We start from the raw sequence: 26,463 nt of genomic DNA, 5'->3' as shown, positions 1-26,463 counted from the left end.
AAAGGCACGCCCCGTGTTCGAGCAGCTCGCCACCCACCGGCCGGCCCCGGACATGACCTACGAGCAGATGCTGCAGGCCGTGCAGTACGAAGGGGCCTACCCCGATGCCGGCCGTACGGCCGAAGCCGTCCACCGCGTACTCGCCGCCCTCGGCCGCCGGCTGACCGGACAGGAGCGGGTGGACCTGGCCGGCCGCCTCCCCACCGAAGCCGCCCTCGCTTTCACCGCCCAGGTCCCCGAGTTCGACCGGCTCACCGGTTGGGGCTTCGTGAAGGACATCGCCGCCCGTGCCGGAGTCAGCCCCGCCACCGCCCGCTGGGACACCGGCGCCGTCCTCGCCGTCGTGGCCCGCCTGGCGGGACCCGACCTGCTGGCACGCATCCTACGCAGCCTGCCCGGCGGCTACGCCCTGCTCTTCGGACAGCTCGACCCCACCGCAAGCAGTCCTTCATGACCCCCCGGTGATCGCTACCCCGCCCGCGTCACGCCGCCCCGCGGGCAGCTCCGCGAGGAACTCGGCGATCACCTCGGTGCCGAGGCGCAGGGCTTCGAGCGCGGCCCGCTCGTCGGGACCGTGCCAGCGGTCCCCGGGCAGACCGGTCCCGAAGAACAGCACCGGGGCGTCGCACGCGCGCGCCAGCTGCGCCGCCGGCGCGGCACCCCCGTTGCCGATCGTCAGGGCGGGGGACCGGTAGGCGCGGCCGACGGAGCGGGCGAGGGCGGCCAGCGCCGGGTCGTCGGGCGGGGTCTCGTACGGATCCGAGATGGTCGAGGACACCTCGAGCCGGTACGCGTACCCCTCCCGGCGGTGCTGTGCCAGCCACCCCCGCAGCTGCTCGGCCACCTGGTCGGCCCGCTGCTCGGGGACCAGCCGCAGCAACAGGTCGGCGCTCGCCTCGGCGGGGATGACACCGAGCGCCGGGACGTCGGTGCGGCCCGCGGTGACCCGTGCCACTTCGGCCGAGGGCCGGGCCCACAAGCGCTCGAGCACGCTGTATCCCGCTTCGCCGTCGGCCGTGAAGGTGCCGGTGTCCGCGAGCCACGTGCGACTGTCGAAGGGCAGGATGTCGAAGGACGCGCGGCGCGCGGGGCGGACTTCGGCCACCGCGTCGTAGAAGCCGGGCAGCGTGACCCTCCCGGCCCCGTCGTGCAGGCGGGCCAGCAGCCGGCAGAGCTCCGAGGCCGCGTTGGCGGCGGCGCCCGAGACGGCACCGCTGTGGACGTCCCGGCGGGCGCCGCACACCGTGAGCGTGGCGGTGACCGACCCGCGGACCGCCGTGCACACGGCCGCACGGTCCAAGGACCACAGCATGGTGTCGGACACCATGACCACGTCGGCCGCGAGCGTCCCCGCATGCTCCGAAAGGAGGTCGGCCAAGTGCACCGAGCCGATCTCCTCCTCGCCCTCGACCAGGAACTTCACCGTCACGGCCGGGCCGGCCGGGCCGCGCCGCTCCAGGTGCGCCCGCAGGCCCCACAGGTGGCACATGACCTGTCCTTTGGCGTCGGAAACGCCCCGGCCGTACAGCAGGCCGTCCCGCAGCACGGGCACGAAGGGCGAGCCCAGCCGCCATTCGGCGGGGTCGGCGGCATGGACGTCGTGGTGGCTGTACACCAGCAGTACGGGCGCCGCCGGATCGGCGGCCGGCATGCAGCCGTAGACCGCCGGCAGGCCCTGCGTCTCCCACACCTCCGCCTGCGGGCACCCCAGCCCGCGGAGCGCGTCCACCAGCCACTGCGCCGAGCGGCGCACGTCCCGGGCACGGGCCGGGTCGGACGACACGGACGCAACGGCCGCCCACTCGGCGAGGACCTCCGGCTCCGGCACGCGGTCCCGCCCGGTGAAACCATCCCCGCTCATGGTCGGGCGCCTGCCCCGCCCCGGCCCCGCCAACCGCCTCGACCGCCGCCGTACGGCGGTCCCGCGGGGAGTACCGGCCGGTCGCCGGGGTAGGGGGACGGCTGCCCCCGGACGAGGGAAGCAGCTCTTGATCCTCTACGCGAACCTGGTCTCCGACCTCGCCGTCGACCTCGCCCAGCGTGACGTACTACGGGCCTGGGCCGAGCAAGCGCCGCGGGACGTGTGGCTGCTGCGCCCGGGCGACGTCCTGGTGAGTCCGGTACCCGTCGGCGAGAAGTTCCTGAGGTACGCCTGCGGCCTGATGCGGATCCGGCCGGAGTCGGTGGCGGTGGTCGTCATGGCACGGCCCTTCGAGGTGGTGGGCGGTCCGGGGCCGCCACCGGGGGTCGTGCCGGCCGTACTGAAGGCGGCACCGGGGCGACGCGCCGGCGCGGTGCTCCCCACCGCCCTGGACTCTTCGGCGGTGGCGCTCGCGCGTGCCCTCGGCGTGCCGGTGGCACCGTACCCCTCCGCCGGGGCGGCCGAGGCCGCCCTGCGGATCACCGGGTCGCTCAACACCAAGGCCGCGTTCCGGCGCACGGCGCAAGAACTGGGCATGCGGCTTCCGGACGGCCGCGTCTGCCGCCGCGAAGAACTGCCGGACGCGGTGGAGGAGCTGCTGCGCGTCCACGGGCGCGTGGTGGTCAAACCTGACAGGTCAGCAGGGGGTCACGGCCTGCGCTTCCTCCCGGCGGCGACCGGAGCCGCACCCCTGGACGACCTGCCCGCGGTGGGCGGCCGGGACGGGCTGTGGGTGGTCGAGGAGCGCATCGACGTGGCACGCGCGGTGAGCATCCAGATGGAGACCGGACCCAGCGGGCCGCGGCCGGTGTTCAGCGGCGAGATGCGGACCGTCGAGGGCTCCTTCACGGGCTACGTGGCACCGCTGCCGGCCGCCTTGGAGGAGATCGGGCCGATGCTGGAGGGGTGGGGCGCCGCCCTGGGCCGACACCTGGCCGGGCACGGTTACGCGGGGCCGTTCGGCCTCGACGCGATGGTGTCCGCGGCAGGCGAACTCTTCGCCGGCGAGAGCAACGTCCGCCGCACGGCGACCACCACCCCGCACGCCCTGGTGCAACGCCTCGCGGCCGACTCCGGGACGACCGCGACGGCCTGGGCGACCGGCACACGGCGCACGTCCCGTCGGTACCGGTTCGACGAGGCCGTACGCCGGCTGGGCGCCGAGCGGATCGCCTACGACCCGGCCCGCGGAGAAGGGGTGGTCCTCTACGCCGGTGCACCCTCGGACGGTCGGACGTGGCGCTACGCGGTCGTCGCCGGCAGCCGCGCCCGCGTTGCCCGGTACGAGGAACTGCTGGACTCCACATGGGCCTCGGCCCCCTGAGGCGGGCCCGCCGTCCCGGACCGCCCGACCGGGCCGGGGCGGCCGGCGTCGCCTGTGAATGGTGTGCAGGCCTGCGGCCGCCTCCCGCATACGCCGCCGTGGGGCGGGCAGGCGCCACCTGCTCACCACTACCAGGGAGGCGTGGAATGACCACTGCCCGCGACATCATGACACCGGACGCCACCTGTATCGGCGCCAACGACACCATCACGGAGGCCGCGAAGAGGATGACCGACCTGGGCGTCGGCGCCCTGCCGATCTGCGGCACCGACCAGAAGCTCAAGGGCATGCTGACCGACCGCGACATCGTGGTGAAGGTCCTCGGCGCCGGCAAGGACCCCGCTACGTGCACCGCCGGGGAACTCGCCCAGGGCGAGGCCATCACCATCGGGGCCGATGACGACGCATCGGAAATCCTCCGCACGATGACCGAGCACAAGGTTCGGCGCCTTCCCGTCATCGACGGCCACACCCTGGTCGGTATCGTCGCCCAGGCCGACGTGGCCCGTGCACTGCCCGACCCGCAAGTCGGTGATCTCCTGCAAGCCCTTTCGACGGGCTGAGCCCGGACCGGTGGCCTGACCGGCGTCCACCGCGCCGCAGCCGGGCCACCGGCCGTGCCGCCGGCTACATGGGATCCATGGTCGCGCTCTCCGGACCGTCCTCCCGCTCGATCCGCTGCCGGAGCCGGACGGCCTCCTCCGCCAGCCTGCGCCGCTCGGTGTCATCGGTGGCGCGCTGGGCCGCCTGCTCCAACTCCTCGGCCTTCGCCCGCAGCTGCCGGGCGGACTCGCCGGACTGGTCTCCCACGCTCATGGTCGGTCCCCAACGTTGGCTGGTGTGTCCTGGTACCTCCTACCCAAGCGGCAGCACCGCCCCGGCCAGGGCGGCAGCGCCGGTACGACGAGAAATTCCCCCTCGAACGAGGGAACTGCCTGCCCCGGTGCCCGGCCCGGCTCCGTCCTCGCGCCGGAAGTGCGGTAGCGCCCCGTTGAGGCGGGGTAGGCGGCAGTCATGAACGGGCAGGGACGGTACGGGCCGGGGCCGGAGAATCTGCTGCTGGCGGGGCTGAGCGTGGATACGAGCCGTCCGGAGCAGCCGGTCCTGCTGGACGGCTCCGGAAACCCGATCCGGACCTGGCGGGAGAACTACCCCTACGACCGCAAGATCCGCCGTGCCGAGTACGAGCGGGCCAAGCGGATCCTGCAGATCGAGCTGCTGAAGCTGCAGCGCTGGGTCAAGGAGACCGGTGCGCGGGTGGTGGTGATCTGCGAGGGCAGGGACGCGGCGGGCAAGGGCGGCACCATCCAGCGCTTCACCGAGCGCCTCAACCCGCGCGGCGCACGCATCGTGGCCCTGGACAAGCCGAGTGAGCGGGAAGCAGGGCAGTGGTACTTCCAGCGCTACATCGCGCACCTTCCCGACCGAGGGGAGATCGTTTTCTTCGACCGCTCCTGGTACAACCGCGCCGGCGTGGAGAGGGTCATGGGCTTCTGCACCGACGAGCAGTACCGCCGCTTCCTCCGCCAGTGCCCGGCCTTCGAGGCCATGCTCGTCGAGGACGGCATCCTGCTCGTCAAGTTCTGGTTCTCCGTCTCCCGTGCCGAGCAGCGCACCCGCTTCGCGATACGACAGGTCGACCCCGTGCGCCAGTGGAAGCTCTCGCCGACCGATCTCGCCTCGCTGGACCGGTGGGACGCCTACACCGGTGCCAAGGTCGAGATGTTCCGGGCCACCGACACGGCCCACGCCCCGTGGACCGTCGTCAAGAGCAACGACAAGCGGCGCGCCCGGCTGGAGGCCATGCGCAGCCTGCTGTGGCGGATCGACTACACCAGCAAGGACGAGGCGGCGGTCGGCCGTCCGGACGCCTTGATCGTCGGTGGGGCGGACACCCTCCTCGAGGCGGGCGAGGATCCGGCAGCCCTGTCGCCGACCCCGCTGGGCGGGCCGCCCACGGGCCCCGGCCACCACCCCCCGGCCTCCGGCCCGGGACACGACGGCGCTGCGACGTGAGGACCCGCCCGCCCGGGACGCGTCGAGGACGAGCTCCAGCGGGCCGCCGGCGTACCGCAGGGCGGTGGCCACGATTTCGGCGAGGGCCCGTACCGGTCCGGAGGCGGTCCCACCCGTCAGGGGGAAGAAGCCCGGGTCGGCTGCACTTCCCGGCCACGGGCACGCATGGATGCGCGAGTTCCGGTGATACGCACCGCACCGGCGGTCACGACGGACCGCCTCCACCGGAAGGAGCCGCGGCCGTGGCCGACACCATCTCCCTGTTCGTGGCCGGACCGTTCGACCAGCAGGGCGATCGGCCCCTCGACGGGCCGTGCCGAACCGCGGACGGCGGCGTCTTCGTCCGCGCCGCGCACGAGCACGCGGCGGCAGCCCGGGAGCGCGAGGAGGCCGCCAAGGCCGTGTGCGGCGGCTGCCCGGTCCGTATCCCGTGCCGCCGCCACGCCCTCGCCGCCCGCATCCCGCACGGCGTGCGGGGCGGCCTGACGGCGGACGAACGCCACGCCCTGCTGGCAGACGCCTCCCGCGCACTCATATGACCGTGCGGCGTTGTACGCCGCTGTCCGCGGAAGTCGGCCGCGCGCCCCGCCGCGGTGCACCCGCACCGCGGACCCGTACGGACAGTGGGCCGCCCGACAGCCGGTGACGGCGGGAGGCGTTTCCCCTGGTGCCGGGCGGCAAGACGCCTCTACAGCCCCGCAGACCGACGCCGCCCCGGAAGGAATGACCGATGGACCAGTCACGCGCTCCGATACTCGAGGCTCTGCAGGAGTTCCGCCGGCGGAACGACGTGGTGTACGGGCCGCCGGGGCACAAACAGGGGCGGGGTGCGGACCGTCGGGTGGCGGACGTCGTCGGCATCGACGTGTTCCGCTCCGACGTGCTCCTGCTCAACGGACTCGACGACCGCCGGCAGTCCCAGGGGTTGCTCGAACAGGCGCAGGAACTGATGGCCGACGCCGTCGGCGCCGAGCACGCGTTCTTCTCCACGTGCGGCAGCTCCCTGTCCGTCAAGACGGCCATGCTGGCGGTGGCCGGGCCCGGCGAAAAACTCCTGGTGTCCCGCAATTCCCACAAGTCCGTGATCTCGGCGGTCGTCATCAACGGCGTCGAGCCGATCTGGGTGCACCCGAAGTTCGACGCGCAGCGGCACCTCGCCCACCCGCCCGAACCGGAAGACGTGCGCCGCCGCTTCAAGGAGCACCCGGACGCCAAGGGCATGCTCCTCATCACCCCCACGGACTGGGGAACCTGCGCGGACGTCCAAGGCGTGGCCAGGACCTGCCACGACTTCGACGTCCCGCTCATCGTCGACGAGGCGTGGGGCGCGCACCTCCCCTTCCACCCGGACCTGCCCCCGTGGGGCATGTACCACGAGGCGGACCTCGTCGTCACGAGCGTCCACAAGATGGGGGGCGCGATCGAGCAGAGTTCGGTCTTCCACCTCCAGTACGACCGGGTCTCGCCCGAGGTGCTGAAGCAGCGGGAGGACCTGCTGGCCACGACCAGCGCCTCCACCCTCGTCTACGCCACCCTGGACGGCTGGCGCCGCCAGATGGCCGAAGACGGCCGCGAACTGCTGGACGCCGCGCTGCACCGCGCGCAGCGCATCCGCGCCGCGGCCCAGGACCTGCCCGGGTTGCAGGTGATGGACCGCGAGGTCGTGCAGTCCGGGCTGGCCGCCGACATCGACCCGCTGAAGATCGTGATCGACGTACGGGAGCTGGGCGTCGGCGGCATGCAGGCGGCCGAATGGCTCCGCACCCACCAGCACGTCGACGTCGGGGGTTCGGACACCTGCCGGATCAGTGCGTCGATCACCCACGCCGACGACGCCGAGACGGAGGAAACGCTGCTCGCGGCATTGCGCGCCCTCGTGGAGGCCGCGGACGACATGGAGGCCCAGCCGCCGGTGCACCTCCCCGACCCCTCGGCGCTGGAGCTCGAACAGGCGATGCGGCCGCGGGACGCGTTCTTCGCCCCCGCGGAGCACGTGCCGGCGGAGCGGGCCGCGGGCCGGATCGCGGCGGAACTCGTCAGCCCCTACCCGCCGGGCGTCCCCGCGATCGCCCCCGGCGAGGTGATCACGAACGAGGTGGTGGACTACCTGCGCAGCGGCGTCGAACACGGCGTGTTGATCCCCGACGCAGCCGACTCCTCCGTGCGCACCCTGCGCGTCGTCGCGCGGGGCGGTGCCGAGGCGGCGTGATCCGACGACGGCCGCCCGGGCGAAGCCGGGCTGCCGGCTCGGCGCGCGAAATACACCGTTCTCACGTAGTTTGTGCCCGTAAGCAAGTCCTTCGAAAGGGAGACTTTCCATGGCTGAGAAGGCCAAGGGCAAGATGGACCAGGCCAAGGGCAAGGCGAAGGAAGCTGCCGGCAAGGTGACCGGCAACGAACGGATCGAGGCCGAAGGCAAGATGGACCAGGCGAAGGGCAAGGCGCGGGAGACCGCGGGCAAGGCCCAGGAGACGGCGCGCGGAGTCACTGACTCGCTGCGTGACCGCGGCGAGAAGCCCTGATCCCGATTGCTGCTCTCCGGCCCCCGGCGTGCACTGCGCCGGGGGCCGCTCCGTGGGGCGCCGAGGCCGCCGGAGGGGCGGAGCCGCCCAGCGCGGAGGAGCGGAGCCGCCCAGCGTCGACTCGTCCCGGGATCGGGTTCGGGAGCACCCCGGTCGAGGTTCCTCCCCACCACGCCGACGCGCCGCACGGCCGCGCCGGTTCACCCGTACGCAGTCGTTCGCGTCGGAACTCCTGGGAGCCGGCGGCTGCCCCGTCCGGCCGCTGCCCTCGAACGGTGAACCCTTCCCCGCCCGTTCCACCCGTCGTCCCGACTGCCGGGCCGAGGGGCATCGGGCGTGGTGGGCGGCCCGCAGCGTGTCGAAGTCCCCAGACCCACTGGGCGGCCGCCGCGTACCCCGTCCCTGGTCGGGCCGGCGTCCCCGAGCGTGCTGCCGAGTTGCCGTGGTGTCAGGTCCCGCGAGCGGCGCCCGTTGCTGTGCCCGCCTCGGCTCATGCCTGCCAGTCCAGTCGGACGGAGTCCGGAAGCCGGTGTCCGGCCGCGTCGTCTTCGCGGAGCAAGAACGACGGCCCCCGCTCGACGGCCACCCACACCGGCGGCCCTGGCGGCCCGGCGCCCACGACCGAACGGCGGCCACGCCGGATGTCCTGCGCCCCGGTAGGGGGCTCAGTCGCGGTGGCGGCGGCGGTGGTCGTCGTCGTTCCACGCCCGCGTGTCGCGGGGTTCCACGTACGGCTCCTCGCGCTCGGGCAGCCCACCGGCGATGGCGCGCTGGCGGGTCATCTCCGCGTCGAACTCCAGGCCGAGCAGGATGGCCAGATTCGTGATCCACAGCCACACCAGAAAGATGATCACGCCTGCCACGGTGCCGTACGTCTTGTTGTACGACCCGAAGTTCCCGACGTAGAACGCGAAGCCGGCCGAGGCGATCATCCAGATCAGCAGCGCCAGGAAGCTCCCCGGCGTGATCCACCTGAAGCCGCGGCCTTTGGCGTTCGGCGCGGCCCAGTACAGAAGCGCGATCATGATCGTGACGAGCAGGACGAGAACCGGCCACTTCGCGATCGACCACACCGCCATGGCGGTGTCCCCGATCCCGAGCGCCGCGCCCGCCTGCCTGGCCAGGCCGCCGGTGAACACGACGATCAGCGCGCTGGCGACGGCCAGTACCAGGAGCGCCACGGTCAGGGCCAGACGCAGCGGCAGGATCTTCCACACCGGGCGTCCCTCGGGTACGTCGTACACGGCGTTCGAGGCACGGATGAACGCGGCGACGTATCCGGAGGCCGACCAGACGGCCACGAGCAGTCCGGCCACGGCCAGTACGGATCCGACTCCGCTGCGGCCCTGCAACTGGTGCACCGCACCGCTGACCACGTCGCGGGCGGCCCCGGGGGTCAGCTTCTGGAGGGTGTCCAGCACCTGCCTGGTGGCGGACTCGCCCGCCACCCCCAGGAGGGACACCAGCACCAGAAGGGCCGGGAAGACGGCCAGTACCCCGAAGTACGTCAGGGCTGCGGCGCGATCGGCCAGCTCGTCGCCCTTGAACTCCTTCAGGGTGCCGCGCAGCACGGCCTTCCAGGATTTCTTGGGCATCTGCGAAAGTTCGTCGGGCGCTCGTTCCTCGACCAGCTTGCCGGGACCCGTGCTCGCCGACTCGTTGTCATCACGTTGCTCTGGCGCTGCTCTGGACCTCATGGTCGGCGCATGTCCATTCCAGGCGCACTCATGCATGGCGGACGCCGACGCCCCGCTCCTCGGCGAGCACGGCCGCTGACGTCGTTCGACCGGGGTTCGATCTCCCTCGGCGGAACCGCCCCGAGCACGCTCGTGCGTGCCGGACACGTCCGGGCGCACCGCCCCGGCGCGGCACGGACTGGTCCCGAGCGTGACGGCCACCCACACCGAGCCCCTCCACATCTCGAAGGCGATCGCCACGCTCGACTTCGTCAGCCGGGGTCGGGCGGGCCTGCGCGTGCAGACCTCCGGGCTGCCCCACGAGGCACGGCACTTCGGGCGCCGGGAGTTCCCGGTGCCGGTGGGCGAGCTGGCGGAGGAGGCCGCCGACCACGTGGAGGTGGTGCGGAGGCTGTGGGACAGCTGGGAGGACGACGCGGAGATCCGGTGCACCGCCACCGGCCGGTTCATCGACCGGGACAAGCTGCACTACATCGACTTCGCGGGGCCGCACTTCAGCGTCCGGGGGCCGTCGATCACCCCGCGTCCGCCGCAGGGTCAGCCCCTGGTCACGGCCTCGGCCGGCACGGTGGCTCCCCGGGCCGGCCTGGTCGACCTCGTGTACGTCACCCGGCGCGACCTGGACGAGGCGCGGGCGGCGGCCTCGGTGCTGCCTCCGCCGCCCGGCCCACGGCATGTCTTCGCCGACCTCACCGTGTTCCTGGACGGGGACCGCCATGCGGCCGCCGCCCGCCGCGAACGGCTGGACGAGCTCGCCGGCGCCCCGGCCACTGCCGACACCGCCGCGTTCGACGGGACCCCTGCCGAGCTCGCGGACCTGCTCCAGGAGTGGCAGGAAACCGGCCTGACGGGTTTCCGGCTGCGGCCGGGCGTCATCGCCCACGACAGGCCGGCCATCACCCGCCGGCTGGTGCCCGAGCTCCAGCGGCGCGGCGCGTTCCGGAGTACGTACGAGGCCTCCTCGCTGCGCGGGCTGCTGGGACTGGAACGCCCCGCCAACCGCTACACCGCCGCTCCCTCGGCCTGACCTCGCATCCGGAACCGGAAGGACGCCATCAGCACCAAGCCGCTCAAACAGATCCGTCTCGCGGCCCACTTCCCCGGAGTCAACAACACCCCGTATGGAGCGACCCCGCGGCCGGCAGCCACATCGAGTTCGAATCCTTCGTCCGCTTCGCGCGGACCGCCGAACGTGCCAAGTTCGACTTCCTCTTCCTCGCCGAAGGGCTCCGACTGCGCGAACAGGGCCGGCAGATATACGACTTGGACGTGGTCGGCAGGCCGGACACCCTCACCGTGCTCGCCGCGCTGGCCGCCGTCACCGAGCGTCTCGGCCTCACCGGCACCATCAACTCCACCTTCAACGAACCCTACGAAGTGGCCCGCCAGTTCGCCTCCCTCGACCACCTCTCCGGCGGCCGAGCCGCCTGGAACGTGGTCACTTCCTGGGACGCCTTCACCGGAGAGAACTTCCGGCGCGGCGGCTTCCTGCCCCGCGAGGAGCGCTACACCCGCGCGCGGGAGTTCCTGGCCACCGCGACCGAGCTGTTCGACTCCTGGGACAGCACGGAGATCGTCGCCGACACCGTATCCGGCACCTTCGTGCGCGACGCGCGGGCCGGGGCCTTCGCCCACCGGGGCCGCCACTTCGCCATCGAGGGCCGGTTCAACGTGCCCCGCAGCCCCCAGGGCCGGCCGGTGATCTTCCAGGCCGGCGACTCCGACGAAGGCCGCGACTTCGCCGCCGCCCGCGCCGACGCCATCTTCGGCCGGTACGCGACCCTCGCGGAGGGCCGGGAGTTCTACGCCGACGTCAAGGGACGCCTGCCCCGCTACGGCCGCCGCCCCGAAGAACTGCTGATCCTGCCGGCCGCCACCTTCGTCCTGGCCGACACGGACACCGAGGCCCGCGAACTCGCCCACGAGGTACGCCGCTCCCAGGTCAGCGGGGCCACCGCGATCAAGTACCTGGAGCACGTCTGGAACCGCGACCTGTCCGGCTATGACCCGGACGGACCGCTCCCGGACGTGGATCCCGCCCCCGGCGAGAACACCATTGCGCTCGGCCGTGCGAGCGTACGGCAGTTCCGTGACCCCGTGGCCACCGCCCGTCAGTGGCGCGAGCTCGCCGAGGCCAAGAACCTCTCCATCCGCGAGCTGGTGATCGCGACCACCTCCCGGCAGACCTTCGTCGGCTCTCCCGCCACCGTCGCCGACTCCATCAACAGCCTGGTGCAGGGGGACGCCGCCGACGGCTTCATCCTGGTCCCGCACATCACCCCGGACGGACTGGAGGGCTTTGCCGACACCGTCGTCCCGCTCCTGCAGGAACGCGGCGTCCTCCGCAGCGAGTACACCGGCACCACCCTGCGCGACCACCTCGGACTCGACGTGCCGTCGGCCCGGACGGCCGGCGTCCGGCAGGCCACGGCCCCCTGAAGTTGCTGGCCACCCCACTGAGCGCGCACGTCCGGGACATGTCCCACAGGCGCAGCGGGAGCTGCTCGCGAGTCCCTGATCCCCCTTCCGCCGATCTGTGAGGAGCCTGGCCATGTCCGGCATCCCGCTCGGAGTCCTCGATCTCGTCCCGGTCCCCTCCGGTTCCACCGCGGCCGACGCCCTGCACAACAGCATCGACCTGGCACGGCAGACGGAACGGCTCGGCTACAGCCGTTACTGGTTCGCCGCGCACCACCTCAGCCCCGGTGTGGCAGGGACCTCCCCGGCCGTGGTGTCGGCCCTGACCGCTTCTGCCACCTCCACGATCCGGATCGGCTCCGGAGCCGTACAGCTCGGCCACCGCACGGCGCTGTCCACGGTCGAGGAGTTCGGTCTCATCGACGCCCTGCACCCGGGCCGCCTCGACCTGGGCCTGGGCCGCTCGGCCGGCCGGCCTCCGCAGCGGGCCGCGGGAACGGGGTCCTTCGTCGGGTACACCCCGAACGGGCTGCGTATTCCCGAGGCCTTCTCGTTCGCGCACCTGTCGGGCCATCCCCGGCTCGCTCTTCAGCAGAAGCTGCTGCACCTGCCCGGCGCCCAGCCACAGGACTACGGCGAGCAGGTCGACTAAGTCCTCGCGCTGCTGCGCGGCGAGTACCGGTCCGCCGAGGGCATCGAGGCGCACGCCGTCCCCGGCGAGGGGGCCGACGTACAGGTGTGGATCCTGGGCAGCAGCGGCGGCCAGAGCGCCGAGACGGCCGGCCGCAACGGCCTGCGGTTCGCGGCGGACTACCACGTGAGCCCGTCGAGCGTGCTGGAGGCGGCCGAGGGCTACCGGGCCGCGTTCAAGCCCTCCGCCGAACTGGACCACCCGTACCTGACGGTGTCCGCCGGCGTGGTCGTGGCCGAGGACGACGCCACGGCCCGCGAACTGGCCGCCGGATACGCACCCTGGGTACGCAGCATCCGCACGGCCGAGGGCGCCATCCCCTTCCCGTCCCCGGCCGAGGCGCGGGCGCTGACCGGCCCCTGGACGGATGCCGACCGGAAGCTGGTGGCCGACCGGGTGGAGACCCAGTTCGTCGGCTCGCCGCGGACCGTCGCCAACCAACTCGAACGACTCCCGGGAAGCCACCCGTGCCGACGAGCTGCTGATCACGACGATCACGCACGATCACGCCGACCGGGTCCGCTCCTACCGCCTCCTGGCCGAGGAGTGGCGCCGCCGCTGACCTGACCTGACCTGCCCGGCCGAGCCGTGCGGGGCGCCGTTGGCCCCTCGCCCGGCCGCCCCCAGCCGCCGGGGACGCACGACATCGACCTTGGTGTGAGGCGTGATGGTGGCGCCGCCGGGTCAGACGACCCGGAAGTTGCCCATCATCGCCATGTCCTCGTGCTCCAGGTTGTGGCAGTGCATCATGTACCTCCCGCGGTAGCCGTCGAACCGCGCCAGCACCTCGACGACCTCGTACGGCCGCACGTCGACCGTGTCCTTCCAGCCGCCGTCAGTGGCGAGCGGTGCGCCCGCACCCCGGCCCACCACGGCGAAGTGCGCGAGGTGAACGTGCACGGGGTGGTGGAAGTCGCTGGAGAACCGCCACAGTTCGACCGAACCGAGCGCTGGATCGGCGAGGTCGCCACCCACGTCGAACGGTTTGCCGTTGATGGTCCACATCGCGCCGTCCCCGCCCATGTCCTCCGTACGGCGGAAGTCGAACACGCGCGTGCGCACGGCCTGGCTGCGCTGGGGCAGGTCCAGTTCCGCGAGCACGGGCCGTAGGACCGAGTCGTCACGGGCGGAACGGACGACGCGGAAGCGCATCACGTCCCGGGTGGCTCCCGTCTCGCCCAGCGTGTTGCGGACGGTGATCAGTGTGCCCACCGGGTAGCGGCCGAAGTCGATGACCAGGTCGAAGCGTTCGGCCGGGGACATCGGCACCTCGCGGTGCGTACGCGGCCCCGCGAGCAGGCCGGCGTCGCTGCCGACCTGGGTGAACGGGGCGCTGCCGTCCGGAGGGGGCGGGTCGAGGCGCAGGCGGTAGCGGCGGGCGTTGGACGCGTTGAGGAAGCGGAAGCGGTAGCGGGCGGCGTCGACCTCCATTTCCGGCCAGGGTGCGCCGTTGACCAGGAGCACGTCGCCCAGCACACCTTCCATGTACGCGTCCGTCACACCCGGCACGCCGGTGAGGCTGGCATCGAGTGCGGGGTAGCGGAACTGGCCGTCTGCGTCGAACGAGCGGTCGCAGAGCATCAGCGGCACGTCCCGGGGGCCGGCGGGAAGTCCTGATGCGTCGTCGGTGGCGTCGTCGACGAGGAAGAACCCGGCCAGACCCCGCCACACCTGCGGTCCGGTGAAGTCCATGCGGTGGTCGTGGTACCAGAGGGTGGCGGCCCGCTGCCGGTCGAGCGGGTAGGCGTAGTCCCGGGTCCGCTCGTGCAGTGTCCACGCCCCGGGGGGCACGTGCGAGGCCATGGGCATGGAGCCACGGCCGTGCCCACCCCCTGAGGCACCTCCGTGTGGGCCGCCCCCGGCGCCGTCGTGCGTCGGAGCGGGGGCGGCACCCGGCCGGTAGCCCCCCGCCGGTACGACGAGGTCCGTCGGGTAGCCGTCGGAATCCGGCGGCGTGACCCCGCCGTGCAGGTGCGTCGACGTCGGCACGGGAAGCTCGTTGGTCACCCGCACGGTTGCCGCGCGCCCCGAGCGAACGCGGAAGGTCGGTCCGGGAAACGTACCGTCGTACCCCCATACCGTCGTTCGTACGCCGGGGAGGATCTCGACTCCGGCCGAACGCTGGACCACCTCGTAGAGTTCGCTGCCGCCCGGTCCGCCCGCCGAGACGGGCCGTGCGGTGCGCGGTACGGGAAGCGGAACGGTGAAGCGACGTGGCAGTCCGGCCCCGCCGCTGCGCAGCAGTTCGCCACTGGTCTCGCGGGCGCAGCCGGTGGCGAAGGGTGCGGTCAGTCCGGCGGTGGCGCCCGCGACGAGTCCCAGGAAACGCCGGCGGGACAGCGTCGCCCGGGGCGTGGGCGCGCCCGTGCCGGTCATCGGGTGGCCTCCTCGGGCGCGGCCGGGGCGAGGAGGGTGCGCGGGGAGTCGGTGCCGGGAGCGTCGTCGGTGAGGTGCCGACGGTAGCCGAACGCCCAGATGAGGTGCCCCACGGAGATTCCCAGGAGGCCGGCACCGAGGGGGATGTGCCACGCCAGGTTCCGGCTGAACCCCACGCCGATCTGTATGCCGACCAAGGCGAGCAGCGAGAGGGGGATCGCGACGCACCACAGCGGCCCGCGCCCGAACCACCACAGGGCCAGCGCGGCGGGCAGGGCCAGCAGCGGCAGCAGGGTCAGCGCGGTGCCCAGGGCGCCGTGGACCTCCAGTAGGTTCACATCGCCGGTCACGAACTGTCCGGCAAGGGCCGCCTGGGCCAGAACGCCGGCGGTGAACAGCAGGGCCAGGACGCGCACGACCACGAGGGGCCAGCGCCGGGGGCGCGTCCGTGCCCTTGCGCGGGCGATCGTGGTAGGCCGTCGCCCGGGCGGCGCGGCGGCGGCGGTTCCGGTGGGTAAGGAGTGTTGCTTCATGGCACTGCATCGTGGTCCCTGACACGGGTGGACCGCGTCCACCTGGAGCGGCAATCTGTCACGTCCATCCCGGGCAGTAGGGCCGTACCCCAGCGGGATGAGGCAGTCGCCCTCCCGGGGGACCGGCCCGACGCCGACTGCGACGAGAGGGTCAACACCGCAACGGGTAGCGACCGGTACGGAGTGGAGTGGGCTGCCGAGTTGCGTAGGCCCGCCGCAAGAGCATGCTGTACAGGGGGCATTGGATCACGAGGCGTCAGACCTGCGTTCGGCGCGCTCAAAAGACGGATATCCGGTGAGGTGGACCCATGGCGAAAATGACACGCGAGGCTCCACAAGAGTCGGTGCAAGAGGTGGAAACCTTCAACCTTGAACTGAGTCCGGATGAAAAGTCCGCGTTTCTCGCGGATCCCGACGAGTTCGCCAGGAAGTTTCTCGAAGGCGAGGGACACAAGGTGAACCGAGTCATCATCGACAGGTGCTTCTACCGTGGCGATGGTGACGGCGGAGATGATTTTCCCTGTCCTGAGCCGCTGGTGCTGGTACATGCGATACTGGGGGACTTGATTTCCCACTGGGTGTGGGTCTGCAGGCACCCGATTTAGCCTCGGACGGCGTCGCAGCCCAGATCTCGAACGCGGTCTGGGCTCGGCTCACGGAATTCGCCACTGCTGGGCCTTGTTCCCTGCATTGCAGGGGACCACGGTCAGCTGTCTGCCGGCGCCGTCGTCGGTCAGGGCAGCCCCCTTGGAAAGCGATGTCCTTGATGTAGTACGCGCCGTTCCCCGGGACCCGTTCCAGGTTCCACCATCCCCATCCGCCACCGTTGAGTTCGACGCGTACGGTGCCGCCGAACTGTGTCAGCGCCCGGGCGAGGTAGGGGCCATTCGGGGAGCAGGTCCGGAAGGACTCGTAGTTGCTGCGCCCGTACACCCAGCCCGGGGACGTGGTCCCGCCCATGACCACCTTGGTGCCGGCGCTGGTGCTGCTGGATCCCAGGCCGACCGCGAGTCCGTCCCCGACGTTGGTGATGGTGCCCCAGACGCCTCCGCCGCACCCCAGAGCCGGAGCCGGATCCGGATCCGCCGCCCGCGCCTCCGGCTCCGCCGGGGCCGGAGCCTCTGGTCGGCTGCTGACCACCGCCGGCAGGGCTGCCGCCACCCGGCCCCACGGAGCGATCTGGAAGACGGTGACGGCCACCCCCTCGGGCAGACCCAGCCGCCGCCACCACTTCTTTCCCCCGGCGCCACCCGCCGCGGGGTCCCGGCCGGCCGGGCCACTACAGGACCCGCCGGCGCGTCGCGCTCACCGAGCGGCCGCCCGGCCGCCGCGCGGCGTGCTGCCGCAGCCATCACGGAAGCGCCGACGTACCGCTCCTCGGGCTGTTTGCGCAGCGCTCGGGCAACGAAGGCACGTACCGGCCCGGGCAGTGCATCCGGCAGATCGGGCGCCGGCTCCCGGAGGTGTTTGAGCGCGATCTCGACCACCGATGCGCCGGTGAACGGCGGCTCCCCGGTCAGCAGCTCGTAGACGACCACACCCAGCGAGTAGAGGTCGGAGGCCGCGACCGCACCGAGGCCCTCGGCCTGCTCCAGAGCCATGTAGAGGGCCGTGCCGAGTACGGCGTGGGAGTCGGTGACAGCGGTACTGGCCGCGCTGGAGCGGGCGATGCCGAAATCGGTGACGGTCACCCGACCGTCGCTCCGTGACACCCTGCAGATGTGCGACGTGCAGCGCGTCCAGAGCCTGTGCGGCGATGTCGAATGCCTGCTCGGGAGGCAGGGGGCCGGACCGGGTGCGGACCTCGTTGAGGGGCGCCCCTCGATCAGCTCCATCACGATGCAGGCGATCCGCTCACCCGAGTTGATCGGGCTCTCGCCGTAGTCGTGCACGTCCACGATGCCGGGGTGGTTGAGCGAGGCCAGGACCGTGGCCTCCCGCCGGAACCGTGGCGCGAAAGCCGGATCGTCGAGCAGCGCCGGAAGCAGGACCTTGACGGCGACCCGGCGCCGGAGCACGGCGTCGTCGGCGCGCCACACCTCACCGGTGCACTGGCGCACAGGGTACTTGCGGGCATCATCACCGACTGTCGCTCCGGCACCAAGGCCCGGGGCGGTCCGATCCCATGGTGCAGGTGGTGCAGGCGCGCGCGGATCGCTCCGGCGGCGCCGAAATCCGGTGCCGGACCCGACACCGCCCGACATAGCCTCGGTACGTGCTCCAACTCGTCCTCGCCCTGTCGGTGTCCGTCGTGACCGCCGCCGTCTACGGATCCATCGGCCTGCGGTGGCGGCGCCGCGCCCGGATCCGGCGCGAGGTCCTCCGGCTCGTGGCCGCCCTCCACCTGGAGCCCTACCATGCCGCCCTGCTCAGGAACGAGGCGACCGAGGCGGCAGCCGCCGAACTCGTCCTCGACGGGTACCTCCGCATCGACGGGGAAGGAGCGGCGCGCATGACCGAGGAGGGCCGCGACCCTGGTCGGACCCCCTCCCACCCCCTGCCCGCCGCCCTGTTGGAGGCCGTACGCCGGCACGATCCCGAACCCGTCTCGATCGGCTGGATCGACCGGCGCGATGAGCAGTACGTGGTGCGGCGCAGCGCGTACGGGAGCGAACGGCAGGCCGTGCTGCCGGATCTCCCGCGGATGCCGGACGGTGAGGGAAACCGATTGTCGGCTTGTTGCGGCTGCGTCGGCATCGTCCTGGTGATGTTCTTTTGGTGCCTGGCAGGCGTGCTGCTGCTGGCCGAGCGCCCGCACGGCGTCCAGGAATGGGCCTGCGCCGGGGTAGCCGCCCTCGGCCTGGTGGCGCTGGCGTTCGCGGAGAGGGCCAGCGGGGCGGTCCGGGCCCGGACGGAGTGTGGCGACCCGCTGGGGGACGTGATCCGCGCCGAGCGGCACCCGGCCTTCGCCGCACTGGACGAACAGCAACGGTGCCGCGTGCTGCTGAGCATCGGCGACGACAGCACGTGGCGCGGCGTCGACCGGATCGTCGACGAGGACGATGAGTGGCTGGACGACAAGGTGTGGTGGGAGGACGCGTACGAGTACCGGGCCGCCGACGAGAACGACTCCGAGGCCACCTCACCGGGCAGCGGATGACGGCGAGCGGACGGACCTCCTCCGTGTAGACGGCGATGCGGGAAGTTCCCTGACTCCGCCAGCACCGCCCGACACGCGGCCCGACAGCCTCAAGAACCCCGCACGCCCCGGAAATCGTCGAACCGCGGAGTGCCCGGCTCCAGCGGCAGACGGGCGGCCCGCGCGGTGAAACTGATGGCGTGGTACCAGCCGCACAGCATCAGCAGATCCAGGAGCTGCTCCTGGCTGAACTCGGCGGCCAGCCGGACCCACAGCTCGTCGTCGATGTCGCTGCGTGCGTGGAGGGCGTCGGCGGCCTCGATGAGCAGCCGGTCGCGTGTGGACGTCCAGCAAGGGTCTGCGGCGCTGCCGTGCGCGAGCGAGCCGATCTGGTCGGCGGTCAGCCCCGCACGCTGCGCGAAGCGCTGTACGTGCACACCCCATTCGTACTCGCAGCCGCACAGGGCGCAGGTGCGGTCGATGACGATCTCCCGTTCGCGCACGCCGAGCGTGAGCCGGCGGCTGAGCTGGTAGGAGCACAGTGCCGCGGTCAGGGCGGGGTGGCGCGCGTACGTACGGAAGAGGGCGATCGGCTCCTCGCCGGCGGGCATCATCCCGCGCAACAGCCCTTCGACGTCGGAGGGGTACGGGGCGGTGACGGGCCGAACCCGGTCGGTCATAGGGCGCCCCTCTTCACGTTGCTTCGATTTTCGAAGCACTTGCGGCGAAGGCTACTGTTTCCGAATCCGAAGCACCACCCTGCCGCGCCCCGCGCCCCGAAGTCCTCACCCCGGCCCGCCCGCCCACCACCCAGCAGAACGGCAGGTTCGATGACGCCGACACCCGCACCCCGACGCCCCGTCCGCGGATCGGCCACGGGTCGTCCGCTCATGGCGGCCCTCGACCTGTTCGGCCGCCGCTGGACGCTGCGCATCCTGTGGGAACTACGGGCCGGAGCCCGCGGCTTCCGGTCCCTGCAGCAGCAGTGCGACGGGATGTCGTCCAGCGTGCTCCAGCAGCGCCTCGCCGAACTCCAGGAGACGCGCCTGGTCGAACACGACGCCGACGCCGGCTACCGGCTGACACGGCTCGGCGCGGAGGCCTGCCACGAACTGCGCGGCTTGCAGCTGTGGTCCGAGCGCTGGGCCGTCGCCCTCGAAGAACCCCAGGGATAGCCGACGCCCGGGGGAGCGGCCCGGACCTTCGCGCGACCAGGGGCGTTCGTCGTGGTGGACCGGTCCGCGGCGAGCAGGTCGGTCGCAGAAGAAGCCGGTCGACCGGAGCCGTGCCCGAGGCCGAGCCGCCGCGCGGGCATCACCTCGTCGCGCCCGGACCGAGGGTCTCATGGACAGAGGAGGGCCGCCACCGCACGCTCGGTGCGATGGCGGCCGGCCCTGACCGTATCCGCAGAGGCCTCTGGCCCGGAGGCGGACCGGGCCGCCCACACGATCCGATGGCCGCTCGGCGCCGCCGTCTGCGGGCGGCAGGAGTTCGGCGGTGATCCCGGGTGCGGTCGTGTGACAGTCCCGGCACGCACCCCGGAGGCGTGAGGCTGCCGCACGACGGCCTCGGGCCGTCGGCGGTGAGCCGACGACCCTGGTCCCTTCCTCGTCAGTAACCGCTGCTGCCGTAGACGCGCTGGCCGTCGTACGTACCGCCCTTGCAGTACCAGTAGCCGCCGCTGTGCTTCACCGGGGAGCCGCCGCCGTATTTGCAGTCCGCCCAGGAGACCTGGGGCGCGGACGCCTCAACTGCGGCAGATGCAGTGACGCTGACTGTTGCGAAGGCCAGGGTAGCCATGGCCAGGCCGAGCAGTCGTCGAACGCGCATGGGTCGCTCCTCTCGGGGTTAGCCCGTTCGGGTCTTTCCAGGATGAGCGCACGGCAGGTCCGTAAGCGCGCGCGACTACTCCGAACGAGTGACATCGGGGTATCTGCAGCATCGCTGCGGATATCCGGCGAACAGTCCGCTGAGCGCACCAGCCCCAGGGCCATGCCCAGGGCCATCTCCAGGACCGTCACCACCGCCGGAGCAGGGTCTGCAGGGAACCGGTGGTGCGGCGGGCGGGTGAACGGAATGTCTGCCCCCGGGGTGGTTGCCCCGCGACCGGTAGGTGGGGCTGCGACGATCGGTCCGCGGGGAGGAGGCAGAAGACATGACGAGCGATGCCGCACACCGACCTGCCCCGGCGCCGGATGACCTGCGGGCGGCCGCCAAGGGCTGGCAGGGCATCCAACTGGCCGCCCTCGGTTTCATCGGCCTGTGCGGGGTGCTCAAGGGCAGCGGCCCGGCCGGGGTCCCGCGCGAGATCCAGGTGGTGGCCGGGGTGCTGGCGCTGAGTGCCCTGGCCCTCGCCTGCTGCGCCATTCTTCTCGTCGGCCTCGCGGCCTGGCCCCTGTACCGGGCCGTGGCCCGCCCGGCTGACCCGCGGCGGATCAGCCGGGCCCTGCGTACCGGGATTGCCCTCACCTTCACGGCCGTCGCGCTGCTCGCCCTGTCGGCGGCTGCTGCCTGGTGGCCGGTGAAAGCGGACAGTGCGGCACGCAGCCTCGTGCGCGTGAGCACGGAGGCAGAAACGGTGTGCGGGCCTCTGACCGAGAGCGACTACGGATTCGTGGCTCTCCGGGCGAAAGACCGCAATGTCACCGTGGCGCTCGGCGAGATCACGGGCCTGCAGCCCGTAGCGTCCTGTGAGTGACGTCTTCGACGGAGCACGACGCGCGAACCCGACAGGTTCACGCCAGGCCGGGTCCGGGCTCGCGTCGATGCCGCCCCGGCTGGGATACCGCGTCCTGTCTCCTCACCCGGCAGGTCTCGCGCCAGCGCCAGGCCCACAGGGGCCGGCCCCGCCGGATGCCGCTCAGTCGAGCAGATCGCCGTAGCTCGGCAGCTTGAAGCGCTTCTCGTAGTAGCCGCCCTCGTAGTCGGTCGACCGGTTGCCGATGTCGGCGGTGATCGTGTAGCCGTTCGCGGTGAACTCCTGCCGGCAGCGCGCCTTGCCCTCGCTGAGGCTCTCTCCGTGCCTGCGGGTGCAGATACCGTCCACCGGATAGCCCGCCGCCCTCAGCTGCGTGCTGGCCGACGACGAGGACGTACGGGCCGTGACGAACAGGACGTTCATGCCGTGCGCGTCGGCCCAACGGGCCACGTCACGCACCGGTTCGTTGGCGTGACCAGGGTGGTAATACGTCTCCAGCGCGGTGTTGTCGATGTCCAGGACGATCGACAACCCCTGTCCGCCCTCCGCGCGGCGCTCCCGCAACCAGGGAATCGCGGGCGATACCGCCGCCCGTACGTCCGACTGCCACGTCTGGTAGCCGGGTGCCGACGCGGCCTGTGCGGTGGGAGCGGCGGCCAGCAGCATGGTCGGCACCGCTACCACGGCCAGCGCACCGAGCGCGGCAGAACACCTTCGAAGGATCACCGGTTCCATAGCCTCTCTGATCAGGACTGACCTCGTCGGCAGTCGAACACCGCACGGTTACATCCCCGCGAACGCAAGACGCCGGTGGGCGTAAGAGGCTTCGACAGAAGTCGACCTGGGCACGGCCAGCATGACTGCTCGTCGGCTTGGCCGCGGGGGCAAGCGCGGTCCTCGGCCGCCCGCGGCTCGCTGACCGGAGATGTCGGCTCGTGGACCGTTCGACGGGTGAGCCGCCGCGTACCGCCCGGGGGCGAGTCGGGGCAGTCGGGGCCGGACGGGAACCAAGCGACCGGTGCGCCCGACTCATGGGGCAGCCCCGCAGCCCCGCAGCCCCGCAGCCCCGCAGCGTCCGCGAACGCTGCACGAGCCAAGGAGAACAGGCCGATGCCCTTACGTGTTCAGATCCTCATGTACGACGGGGTGGAGGAGCAGGATGCCATCGGGCCGCGTGACGTGTTCGGGCACGCCGTGCAGGCGGGCGGTCAGGTCGAGACGGCACTGGTGCGACCGTCGGCACCTGGCGAGGTGACGTGCTACTTCGGCACCAGGGTCATGGTGCCGGCTGCCTGGAAGCCCACCGATGCCGATCTGCTGATCGTGCCGGGCGGCGGCGATCAGCTGATCAAGGACCCAGATGTTCTGCGGGACCTCGCACGGGCTCAGCAGGCGGGAGTCACCGTCGCGGGTGTCTGCACCGGGGTCTTGGTGCTGTCCGCAGCAGGCTTGACCTACGGCCGCCCGTGCACGACGCACCACCTGGCCAAGGCTGAGCTGGCTGCTCAGGGCGGCAAGGTGATCGACGCCCGAGTCGTCGACGACGGGAACCTGGTGACTGCTGGCGGCGTCACCAGCGGAATCGACCTGGCGCTCTGGATGATCACCCGCGAGTGCGGAGCAGAGGTCGCCGTCGGCGTCGAGTCGATCATGGAGTACGAGCAGCGCGGCGTCGTCTGGCGAAGCTCCTGATCAAGGCCGCGGGGGAGTCACGGAAGGGAAGCCCGAGGAAACGCCCCGCGGCGACGCCGTACTCGCTCCTCCCGGCGCGAGGAACACCGACGTGACGCCCCTGCGGAGCGCACCCGGCCGTCTATGCCCGTGCGGTCGGGTTCACGGTGCTCCAGTCGTGCTCGCCCCGCCCGTCGGCAAGCGCGGTGGCGAAGAGCGAGAGCACCCCGTCGAGGAGCGGGTGGCCGTCCTGCCCGGCCTCGTCGGCCATGCGGGCCGCGTAGGTCAGGTCCTTGTGCGCCCATGCGGCGGAGAAGTTCAGCGGCTCGGGCGGGGTCAGATAGCTGTCCCAGGCGAGCCGGGTGACCACGCCTCCTGGGCGGTCGAGCAGGGCCTCTCCGACCTGGTGCGGATCCAGGCCCGCCGCCTGCGCGATCCGGAGCGCCTCGCCGAAGCCGGCCAGGTGCATGGCCTGCAAGGCGTTGAGGACCAGCTTGAAGCGGGTGCCGGCGCCGGCGGGGCCGAAGTGCCGAACGTCCCGGGCGATCGCGTCGAGCACCGGTCGCACCGCCGGGAGGCCGCCCGCATCGCCGCCCGCGAGCAGCACCAGGTCCCCGGTCCTGGCGGCCGCGGCTCCGCCGGTGAGCGGCATGTCGTAGAAGACCACGTCCTGCCGTGCGCACCGGGCGGCAAGGTCCTCGATCCAGCCCACCGAAAGAGTGGCGGAGGCGATCAGCACGGTGCCACGGGCGGCGCCCTCCAGGATGCCGTCAGGTCCCAGCCACACCCCACGGGACGACTCGTCGTCGGCGGTCACCTCGAAGACGACGTCGGCGCCGGCCGCGGCCTCCGCCGGGGTGGCCGCCACGATGGCTCCACGGTCGGCGAGCCCGGCCGCCTTGCGGGGGCTCCGGTTCCACACCGTCACGGTGTGACCGTGCTTCAGCAGGTTTTCCGCCATGCCCAGACCCATGATGCCGAGCCCCACCACCGCGACGTTCGTCATGCCCGCGGCTCCTTTCATCCGATCAACCGAGTGAGTTCGACGGCGCCCCGAGTCCTCCGGTGCGGCGCCGCCGGTCACCCCAGTCTGCTCCGAAGGGCCCCCCTTCGGGACGCCCGTCCAGGAGGGGCCCTCGCAGGGCCCCTCTCGGAGGCCGGGATGATCGTCATACTCGTGGGGTGGAGATCGAAAAAGCACCCGGACTGGGAGAGTTCCTGCGGACGAGGCGGTCCAAGGTCACGCCCGAGCAGGCGGGGCTCCCCGCCACCACGGGACGCAGGCGCACCACGGGCTTGCGCCGGGAGGAGGTGGCAATGCTCGCCGGCGTCAGCATCGAGTACTATCGGCGCTTGGAGCAGGGCAAACAGCACCGACCGGGTCCGGCGGTCCTGGAGTCGGTCGCACGTGTGCTGCGACTGGACGACGACGAGCGGCGGCACCTCCTGGCGCTCGCCAGAGCACCTCTGGCCACCGCCGCGGAGCCGGGGACGGCGGCGCCGTCGCGCGTCCTGCGCCCGGACGTGCTGCGCATGCTGGACATCGTCGATCCGTGCCCAGCCTACGTGCTGGGCCGGGCCAACGACCTCCTGGCCGCCAACATGCGCGGGCTGCATCTCCTGCCCGGCATCGAGGAATGGCCGGAGCCGCGCCGTAACACCGCCCGCTACACCTTCCTCCATCCCGCGGCGCCCGCCGTGTACGGCAATTGGGACGAGGTCGCCGCGGCCACCGTCGCACACCTGCGCGCGGTGGCCGGACGGTACCCGGACGCACCGGACGTCAATGCCGTCATCGGAGAACTCGTCGCCAAGAGCGAGGCCTTCGCGCGCCTGTGGCAGCGGTACGAGGTGCGCCACCGCACCAACGGCCGCAAGCGCTACACCCACGTGGCCGGCGCACCCATGACCCTGACCTACGAGGCGTACGAGGTCGCCCGAACCGACGGCCACCGGCTGATCGTCTACCAGGCCGAGCCCGGCAGCGCGGACCACGAGACGATGGTCCAGCTGGGACGGACGCCCCCGACACGGGCCCGTCAGCCCGACCCCGCCGACCAGCGGGCGGACGGGACGACGAAGTAGCGGCGTGGCGCGATCACGGCCGCGCTCGCGCCGCCCGGCCGTCCAGCAGGCCCCGGGCCGGATCGACCAGCCGGGGCACCGCACGCCGGCATCGTCTCCAGCGACCGGCGCACGCTGCCCGAGGCGCAGCCGGCGGTGGGCTGCGCCGGCTGATGTGTCTTCGTCAGTGCAGCATGTACGGCTGCGCCACGAACGCCCCCGCGCTCTTCGCGGCGGCGTCGCCTCGGCCTCCGCAGCCGGCCCTGTTCAGGAACTCGAGCGTGGCGCGCCCGGCTGCGGCCGGGTCCGCCGGGCGGTCGTACGGGTTCTGGGAGAGCGCCACCTGGCGGGTGCCGTCGGCGTTGCCGATCAGCACGGTGGAGTATCCGGGGATCCCGCCGGTGTGGCCCCAGAAGTCGCCGCAGGCGGATGACATCTGCATCAGACCCAGGCCGTACCGGGTGCCGTTCTCGGCGTCGACGGTCTGCTTCATCTCGCGGAGCTGGGCAGGTCCCAGCAGCCTGCCGCCCAGCAACGCCGCGTTGAAGCGGGTGAGGTCGGCCGCGCTGGAAATGCCGGCACCGGCTGCTCCGGCCATGGACGGGTTGAGCTCGGTGACGTCCACCGGGCCGGACGACAGCTTGAAGTAGCCGTGCGCGTGCCGGCCGGGGATGGCCCCCGCGGTGGTGGGCATCGAGGTGTCCCGCAGGCCGAGCGGACGGATGATCCGGCGCTCGACCTCCTCGTTCCACGTCCGGCCGGTGACCTTTTCGATCAGCATGCCGGCCACGATGTAGTTCGTGTTGGAGTACTTCCAGTCGGTGCCGGGCGGGAAGTAGGGGTCGTGGCGGTTGGCGATGTCGACCAGCTGCTGGGCGCTGTGGGTGGTCCAGCGGCCCTCGTCCAGCCAGTGCCGGATGCTCGCCTCGTCGTCCGGGTCGGCCAAGAAGCCCGGCTCGCTGGTGTAGTTGAACAGGCCGCTGGTGTGGTTGAGCAGCTGGCGCACGTTGATCGTGTCACCGTTGCGGACGACACCCGGCAGGTAGCGCCCGATGGGCGCGTCCAGTTCGACCCGGCCCTCGCCGACGAGCTGGAGCACGACGGTCGAGACGAAGGTCTTGGTCACGCTGCCGATCCGGAACCGGCCGTCGGCCCGGGCCGGCGAGCCGCTGTCCAGATCACCGGTGCCGGCGGCCCCGCGCCATACCGCGCGGCCGTGGTCGCGCACCTCGGCCAGGCCGGCCGAGGAACCGCCGGCCTTGAGCAGGGCGTCCAGGGATTCCTGCAGACCTCGATCCGGCGCGGTAGGGCTCTGCTCGACACCGGTCCGCACCGGCTCGGCGGCCATCGCGGTGGGGGCGAGCGCCAACACGGTTGCACCCGCCAGGACAGCGCTGGCGATCCGCAGGCCGAGGCGGCGACGCCTGGCCGGTAACTGCATGTCAGACATCAT

The 26,463-nt window shown here is 72.1% G+C and carries 26 protein-coding genes and 2 pseudogenes; 17 read left to right on the top strand and 11 right to left on the bottom strand.

What is annotated here, in order from left to right; translation table 11 throughout:
- Window positions 1–52: 52 nt before the first annotated feature.
- Window positions 53–454 (top strand): DUF2267 domain-containing protein, encoded by a 402-nt coding sequence (locus ACZ4VL_RS13775; protein WP_468199466.1) that lies wholly within the window; start codon window positions 53–55, stop codon window positions 452–454.
- Here the strand turns inward: ACZ4VL_RS13775 and ACZ4VL_RS13770 are convergent.
- Window positions 449–1,861, bottom strand: coding sequence for a M20/M25/M40 family metallo-hydrolase (locus ACZ4VL_RS13770; RefSeq protein WP_468199400.1), 1,413 nt, complete (start codon window positions 1,859–1,861; stop codon window positions 449–451). The two genes, ACZ4VL_RS13775 and ACZ4VL_RS13770, sit on opposite strands and share 6 nt — an antisense overlap.
- A 127-nt stretch (window positions 1,862–1,988) precedes the next feature.
- Between ACZ4VL_RS13770 and ACZ4VL_RS13765 the strand changes: the two genes are divergently transcribed.
- A complete protein-coding gene (locus ACZ4VL_RS13765) occupies window positions 1,989–3,245 on the top strand; it encodes a preATP grasp domain-containing protein (protein WP_468199398.1) in 1,257 nt (418 codons plus the stop codon).
- Window positions 3,246–3,391: 146 nt separating this feature from the next.
- Complete coding sequence (locus ACZ4VL_RS13760; RefSeq protein ID WP_468199395.1) at window positions 3,392–3,808, top strand: CBS domain-containing protein; 417 nt, start codon at window positions 3,392–3,394, stop codon at window positions 3,806–3,808.
- A gap of 64 nt (window positions 3,809–3,872) precedes the next feature.
- On the opposite strand, the gene ACZ4VL_RS13755 is transcribed toward ACZ4VL_RS13760, so the two are convergent.
- A complete protein-coding gene (locus ACZ4VL_RS13755) occupies window positions 3,873–4,061 on the bottom strand; it encodes a DUF6381 family protein (RefSeq protein WP_468199392.1) in 189 nt (62 codons plus the stop codon).
- Between the two features lie 198 nt (window positions 4,062–4,259).
- Here ACZ4VL_RS13755 and ppk2 point away from each other — a divergent pair, with 198 nt between their 5' ends.
- The 4 genes from ppk2 to ACZ4VL_RS13735 all read left to right on the top strand — a co-directional run bounded on the left by ppk2 (window position 4,260) and on the right by ACZ4VL_RS13735 (window position 7,783).
- Window positions 4,260–5,261, top strand: a complete 1,002-nt coding sequence (gene ppk2 / locus ACZ4VL_RS13750; protein WP_468199390.1) for a polyphosphate kinase 2 — start codon at window positions 4,260–4,262, stop codon at window positions 5,259–5,261.
- Window positions 5,262–5,503: 242 nt separating this feature from the next.
- Window positions 5,504–5,800, top strand: coding sequence for a WhiB family transcriptional regulator (locus ACZ4VL_RS13745; protein WP_468199388.1), 297 nt, complete (start codon window positions 5,504–5,506; stop codon window positions 5,798–5,800).
- A gap of 191 nt (window positions 5,801–5,991) precedes the next feature.
- Complete coding sequence (locus tag ACZ4VL_RS13740) at window positions 5,992–7,470, top strand: aminotransferase class I/II-fold pyridoxal phosphate-dependent enzyme (protein ID WP_468199386.1); 1,479 nt, start codon at window positions 5,992–5,994, stop codon at window positions 7,468–7,470.
- 109 nt (window positions 7,471–7,579) lie between these two features.
- Complete coding sequence (locus tag ACZ4VL_RS13735; protein ID WP_468199384.1) at window positions 7,580–7,783, top strand: CsbD family protein; 204 nt, start codon at window positions 7,580–7,582, stop codon at window positions 7,781–7,783.
- 665 nt (window positions 7,784–8,448) lie between these two features.
- Here ACZ4VL_RS13735 and ACZ4VL_RS13730 read toward each other — a convergent pair.
- Window positions 8,449–9,480 (bottom strand): YihY/virulence factor BrkB family protein, encoded by a 1,032-nt coding sequence (locus tag ACZ4VL_RS13730; protein ID WP_468199382.1) that lies wholly within the window; start codon window positions 9,478–9,480, stop codon window positions 8,449–8,451.
- A 136-nt stretch (window positions 9,481–9,616) separates the two neighbouring features.
- Between ACZ4VL_RS13730 and ACZ4VL_RS13725 the strand changes: the two genes are divergently transcribed.
- The 3 genes and pseudogenes from ACZ4VL_RS13725 to ACZ4VL_RS13715 all read left to right on the top strand — a co-directional run bounded on the left by ACZ4VL_RS13725 (window position 9,617) and on the right by ACZ4VL_RS13715 (window position 13,151).
- Complete coding sequence (locus ACZ4VL_RS13725; RefSeq protein WP_468199380.1) at window positions 9,617–10,507, top strand: LLM class flavin-dependent oxidoreductase; 891 nt, start codon at window positions 9,617–9,619, stop codon at window positions 10,505–10,507.
- A 27-nt stretch (window positions 10,508–10,534) separates the two neighbouring features.
- Window positions 10,535–11,919: pseudogene (locus ACZ4VL_RS13720) on the top strand (NtaA/DmoA family FMN-dependent monooxygenase).
- 112 nt (window positions 11,920–12,031) lie between these two features.
- Window positions 12,032–13,151, top strand: a pseudogene (locus ACZ4VL_RS13715) (LLM class flavin-dependent oxidoreductase).
- 122 nt (window positions 13,152–13,273) lie between these two features.
- Here ACZ4VL_RS13715 and ACZ4VL_RS13710 read toward each other — a convergent pair.
- Both ACZ4VL_RS13710 and ACZ4VL_RS13705 read right to left on the bottom strand, forming a co-directional pair.
- Window positions 13,274–14,965: a multicopper oxidase family protein gene (locus tag ACZ4VL_RS13710; protein ID WP_468199378.1), complete on the bottom strand. Its 1,692-nt coding sequence runs from the start codon at window positions 14,963–14,965 to the stop codon at window positions 13,274–13,276.
- A complete protein-coding gene (locus ACZ4VL_RS13705; protein WP_468199376.1) occupies window positions 14,962–15,381 on the bottom strand; it encodes a hypothetical protein in 420 nt (139 codons plus the stop codon). The genes ACZ4VL_RS13710 and ACZ4VL_RS13705 overlap by 4 nt, the downstream gene beginning before the upstream one ends.
- A 425-nt stretch (window positions 15,382–15,806) precedes the next feature.
- Here ACZ4VL_RS13705 and ACZ4VL_RS13700 point away from each other — a divergent pair, with 425 nt between their 5' ends.
- The gene (locus ACZ4VL_RS13700) at window positions 15,807–16,103 is read left to right on the top strand and encodes a hypothetical protein (protein ID WP_468199374.1); all 297 of its coding nucleotides are present in this window, start codon (window positions 15,807–15,809) and stop codon (window positions 16,101–16,103) included.
- Window positions 16,104–16,358: 255 nt separating this feature from the next.
- On the opposite strand, the gene ACZ4VL_RS13695 is transcribed toward ACZ4VL_RS13700, so the two are convergent.
- Window positions 16,359–17,189 carry a serine/threonine-protein kinase gene (locus tag ACZ4VL_RS13695; RefSeq protein ID WP_468199463.1) on the bottom strand — a complete coding sequence of 277 codons (831 nt, stop codon included), beginning with the start codon at window positions 17,187–17,189 and terminating at the stop codon, window positions 16,359–16,361.
- Between ACZ4VL_RS13695 and ACZ4VL_RS13690 the strand changes: the two genes are divergently transcribed.
- Entirely contained in the window at window positions 17,134–17,382 is a 249-nt protein-coding gene (locus ACZ4VL_RS13690; RefSeq protein ID WP_468199468.1) for a hypothetical protein, read from the top strand. The genes ACZ4VL_RS13695 and ACZ4VL_RS13690 overlap by 56 nt on opposite strands.
- Window positions 17,383–17,713: 331 nt before the next feature.
- Complete coding sequence (locus ACZ4VL_RS13685; protein ID WP_468199372.1) at window positions 17,714–18,598, top strand: hypothetical protein; 885 nt, start codon at window positions 17,714–17,716, stop codon at window positions 18,596–18,598.
- A gap of 89 nt (window positions 18,599–18,687) precedes the next feature.
- On the opposite strand, the gene ACZ4VL_RS13680 is transcribed toward ACZ4VL_RS13685, so the two are convergent.
- Window positions 18,688–19,257 (bottom strand): carboxymuconolactone decarboxylase family protein, encoded by a 570-nt coding sequence (locus ACZ4VL_RS13680; protein WP_468199370.1) that lies wholly within the window; start codon window positions 19,255–19,257, stop codon window positions 18,688–18,690.
- A gap of 210 nt (window positions 19,258–19,467) precedes the next feature.
- Here ACZ4VL_RS13680 and ACZ4VL_RS13675 point away from each other — a divergent pair, with 210 nt between their 5' ends.
- Window positions 19,468–19,752, top strand: a complete 285-nt coding sequence (locus ACZ4VL_RS13675) for a winged helix-turn-helix transcriptional regulator (protein ID WP_468199368.1) — start codon at window positions 19,468–19,470, stop codon at window positions 19,750–19,752.
- 436 nt (window positions 19,753–20,188) lie between these two features.
- Here ACZ4VL_RS13675 and ACZ4VL_RS13670 read toward each other — a convergent pair whose 3' ends face one another.
- On the bottom strand, window positions 20,189–20,407 hold the full coding sequence (locus tag ACZ4VL_RS13670) for a hypothetical protein (protein ID WP_468199366.1): 219 nt from the start codon (window positions 20,405–20,407) through the stop codon (window positions 20,189–20,191).
- Between the two features lie 325 nt (window positions 20,408–20,732).
- Here ACZ4VL_RS13670 and ACZ4VL_RS13665 point away from each other — a divergent pair, with 325 nt between their 5' ends.
- Entirely contained in the window at window positions 20,733–21,275 is a 543-nt protein-coding gene (locus ACZ4VL_RS13665) for a hypothetical protein (RefSeq protein ID WP_468199364.1), read from the top strand.
- Between the two features lie 162 nt (window positions 21,276–21,437).
- On the opposite strand, the gene ACZ4VL_RS13660 is transcribed toward ACZ4VL_RS13665, so the two are convergent.
- Complete coding sequence (locus ACZ4VL_RS13660) at window positions 21,438–22,001, bottom strand: HAD family acid phosphatase (protein WP_468199362.1); 564 nt, start codon at window positions 21,999–22,001, stop codon at window positions 21,438–21,440.
- 384 nt (window positions 22,002–22,385) lie between these two features.
- Here ACZ4VL_RS13660 and ACZ4VL_RS13655 point away from each other — a divergent pair, with 384 nt between their 5' ends.
- On the top strand, window positions 22,386–22,967 hold the full coding sequence (locus ACZ4VL_RS13655) for a DJ-1/PfpI family protein (protein WP_468199360.1): 582 nt from the start codon (window positions 22,386–22,388) through the stop codon (window positions 22,965–22,967).
- A 121-nt stretch (window positions 22,968–23,088) separates the two neighbouring features.
- On the opposite strand, the gene ACZ4VL_RS13650 is transcribed toward ACZ4VL_RS13655, so the two are convergent.
- Window positions 23,089–23,952, bottom strand: a complete 864-nt coding sequence (locus ACZ4VL_RS13650) for an NAD(P)-dependent oxidoreductase (RefSeq protein ID WP_468199358.1) — start codon at window positions 23,950–23,952, stop codon at window positions 23,089–23,091.
- Between the two features lie 176 nt (window positions 23,953–24,128).
- On the opposite strand from ACZ4VL_RS13650, the gene ACZ4VL_RS13645 reads away from it, so the two are divergent.
- On the top strand, window positions 24,129–25,031 hold the full coding sequence (locus ACZ4VL_RS13645; RefSeq protein ID WP_468199355.1) for a helix-turn-helix transcriptional regulator: 903 nt from the start codon (window positions 24,129–24,131) through the stop codon (window positions 25,029–25,031).
- 163 nt (window positions 25,032–25,194) lie between these two features.
- Here the strand turns inward: ACZ4VL_RS13645 and ACZ4VL_RS13640 are convergent, their stop codons facing one another.
- Window positions 25,195–26,451 (bottom strand): serine hydrolase domain-containing protein, encoded by a 1,257-nt coding sequence (locus tag ACZ4VL_RS13640; protein WP_468199352.1) that lies wholly within the window; start codon window positions 26,449–26,451, stop codon window positions 25,195–25,197.
- Window positions 26,452–26,463 lie beyond the last annotated feature (12 nt).

Source organism: Streptomyces sp. NPDC029014, from assembly GCF_055564695.1.
This window is presented reverse-complemented; position numbering and strand designations above follow the sequence as displayed.

Coding starts and splice junctions, on each gene's coding strand:
- ACZ4VL_RS13775 (WP_468199466.1), top strand. CDS start 53: ATGACCTACGAGCAGATGCTGCAGGCCGTGCAGTACGAAGGGGCCTAC.
- ACZ4VL_RS13770 (WP_468199400.1), bottom strand. CDS start 1,861: ATGAGCGGGGATGGTTTCACCGGGCGGGACCGCGTGCCGGAGCCGGAG.
- ACZ4VL_RS13760 (WP_468199395.1), top strand. CDS start 3,392: ATGACCACTGCCCGCGACATCATGACACCGGACGCCACCTGTATCGGC.
- ACZ4VL_RS13755 (WP_468199392.1), bottom strand. CDS start 4,061: ATGAGCGTGGGAGACCAGTCCGGCGAGTCCGCCCGGCAGCTGCGGGCG.
- ppk2 (WP_468199390.1), top strand. CDS start 4,260: ATGAACGGGCAGGGACGGTACGGGCCGGGGCCGGAGAATCTGCTGCTG.
- ACZ4VL_RS13740 (WP_468199386.1), top strand. CDS start 5,992: ATGGACCAGTCACGCGCTCCGATACTCGAGGCTCTGCAGGAGTTCCGC.
- ACZ4VL_RS13735 (WP_468199384.1), top strand. CDS start 7,580: ATGGCTGAGAAGGCCAAGGGCAAGATGGACCAGGCCAAGGGCAAGGCG.
- ACZ4VL_RS13730 (WP_468199382.1), bottom strand. CDS start 9,480: ATGAGGTCCAGAGCAGCGCCAGAGCAACGTGATGACAACGAGTCGGCG.
- ACZ4VL_RS13710 (WP_468199378.1), bottom strand. CDS start 14,965: ATGACCGGCACGGGCGCGCCCACGCCCCGGGCGACGCTGTCCCGCCGG.
- ACZ4VL_RS13700 (WP_468199374.1), top strand. CDS start 15,807: ATGGCGAAAATGACACGCGAGGCTCCACAAGAGTCGGTGCAAGAGGTG.
- ACZ4VL_RS13680 (WP_468199370.1), bottom strand. CDS start 19,257: ATGACCGACCGGGTTCGGCCCGTCACCGCCCCGTACCCCTCCGACGTC.
- ACZ4VL_RS13675 (WP_468199368.1), top strand. CDS start 19,468: ATGGCGGCCCTCGACCTGTTCGGCCGCCGCTGGACGCTGCGCATCCTG.
- ACZ4VL_RS13670 (WP_468199366.1), bottom strand. CDS start 20,407: ATGCGCGTTCGACGACTGCTCGGCCTGGCCATGGCTACCCTGGCCTTC.
- ACZ4VL_RS13665 (WP_468199364.1), top strand. CDS start 20,733: ATGACGAGCGATGCCGCACACCGACCTGCCCCGGCGCCGGATGACCTG.
- ACZ4VL_RS13655 (WP_468199360.1), top strand. CDS start 22,386: ATGCCCTTACGTGTTCAGATCCTCATGTACGACGGGGTGGAGGAGCAG.
- ACZ4VL_RS13650 (WP_468199358.1), bottom strand. CDS start 23,952: ATGACGAACGTCGCGGTGGTGGGGCTCGGCATCATGGGTCTGGGCATG.
- ACZ4VL_RS13640 (WP_468199352.1), bottom strand. CDS start 26,451: ATGCAGTTACCGGCCAGGCGTCGCCGCCTCGGCCTGCGGATCGCCAGC.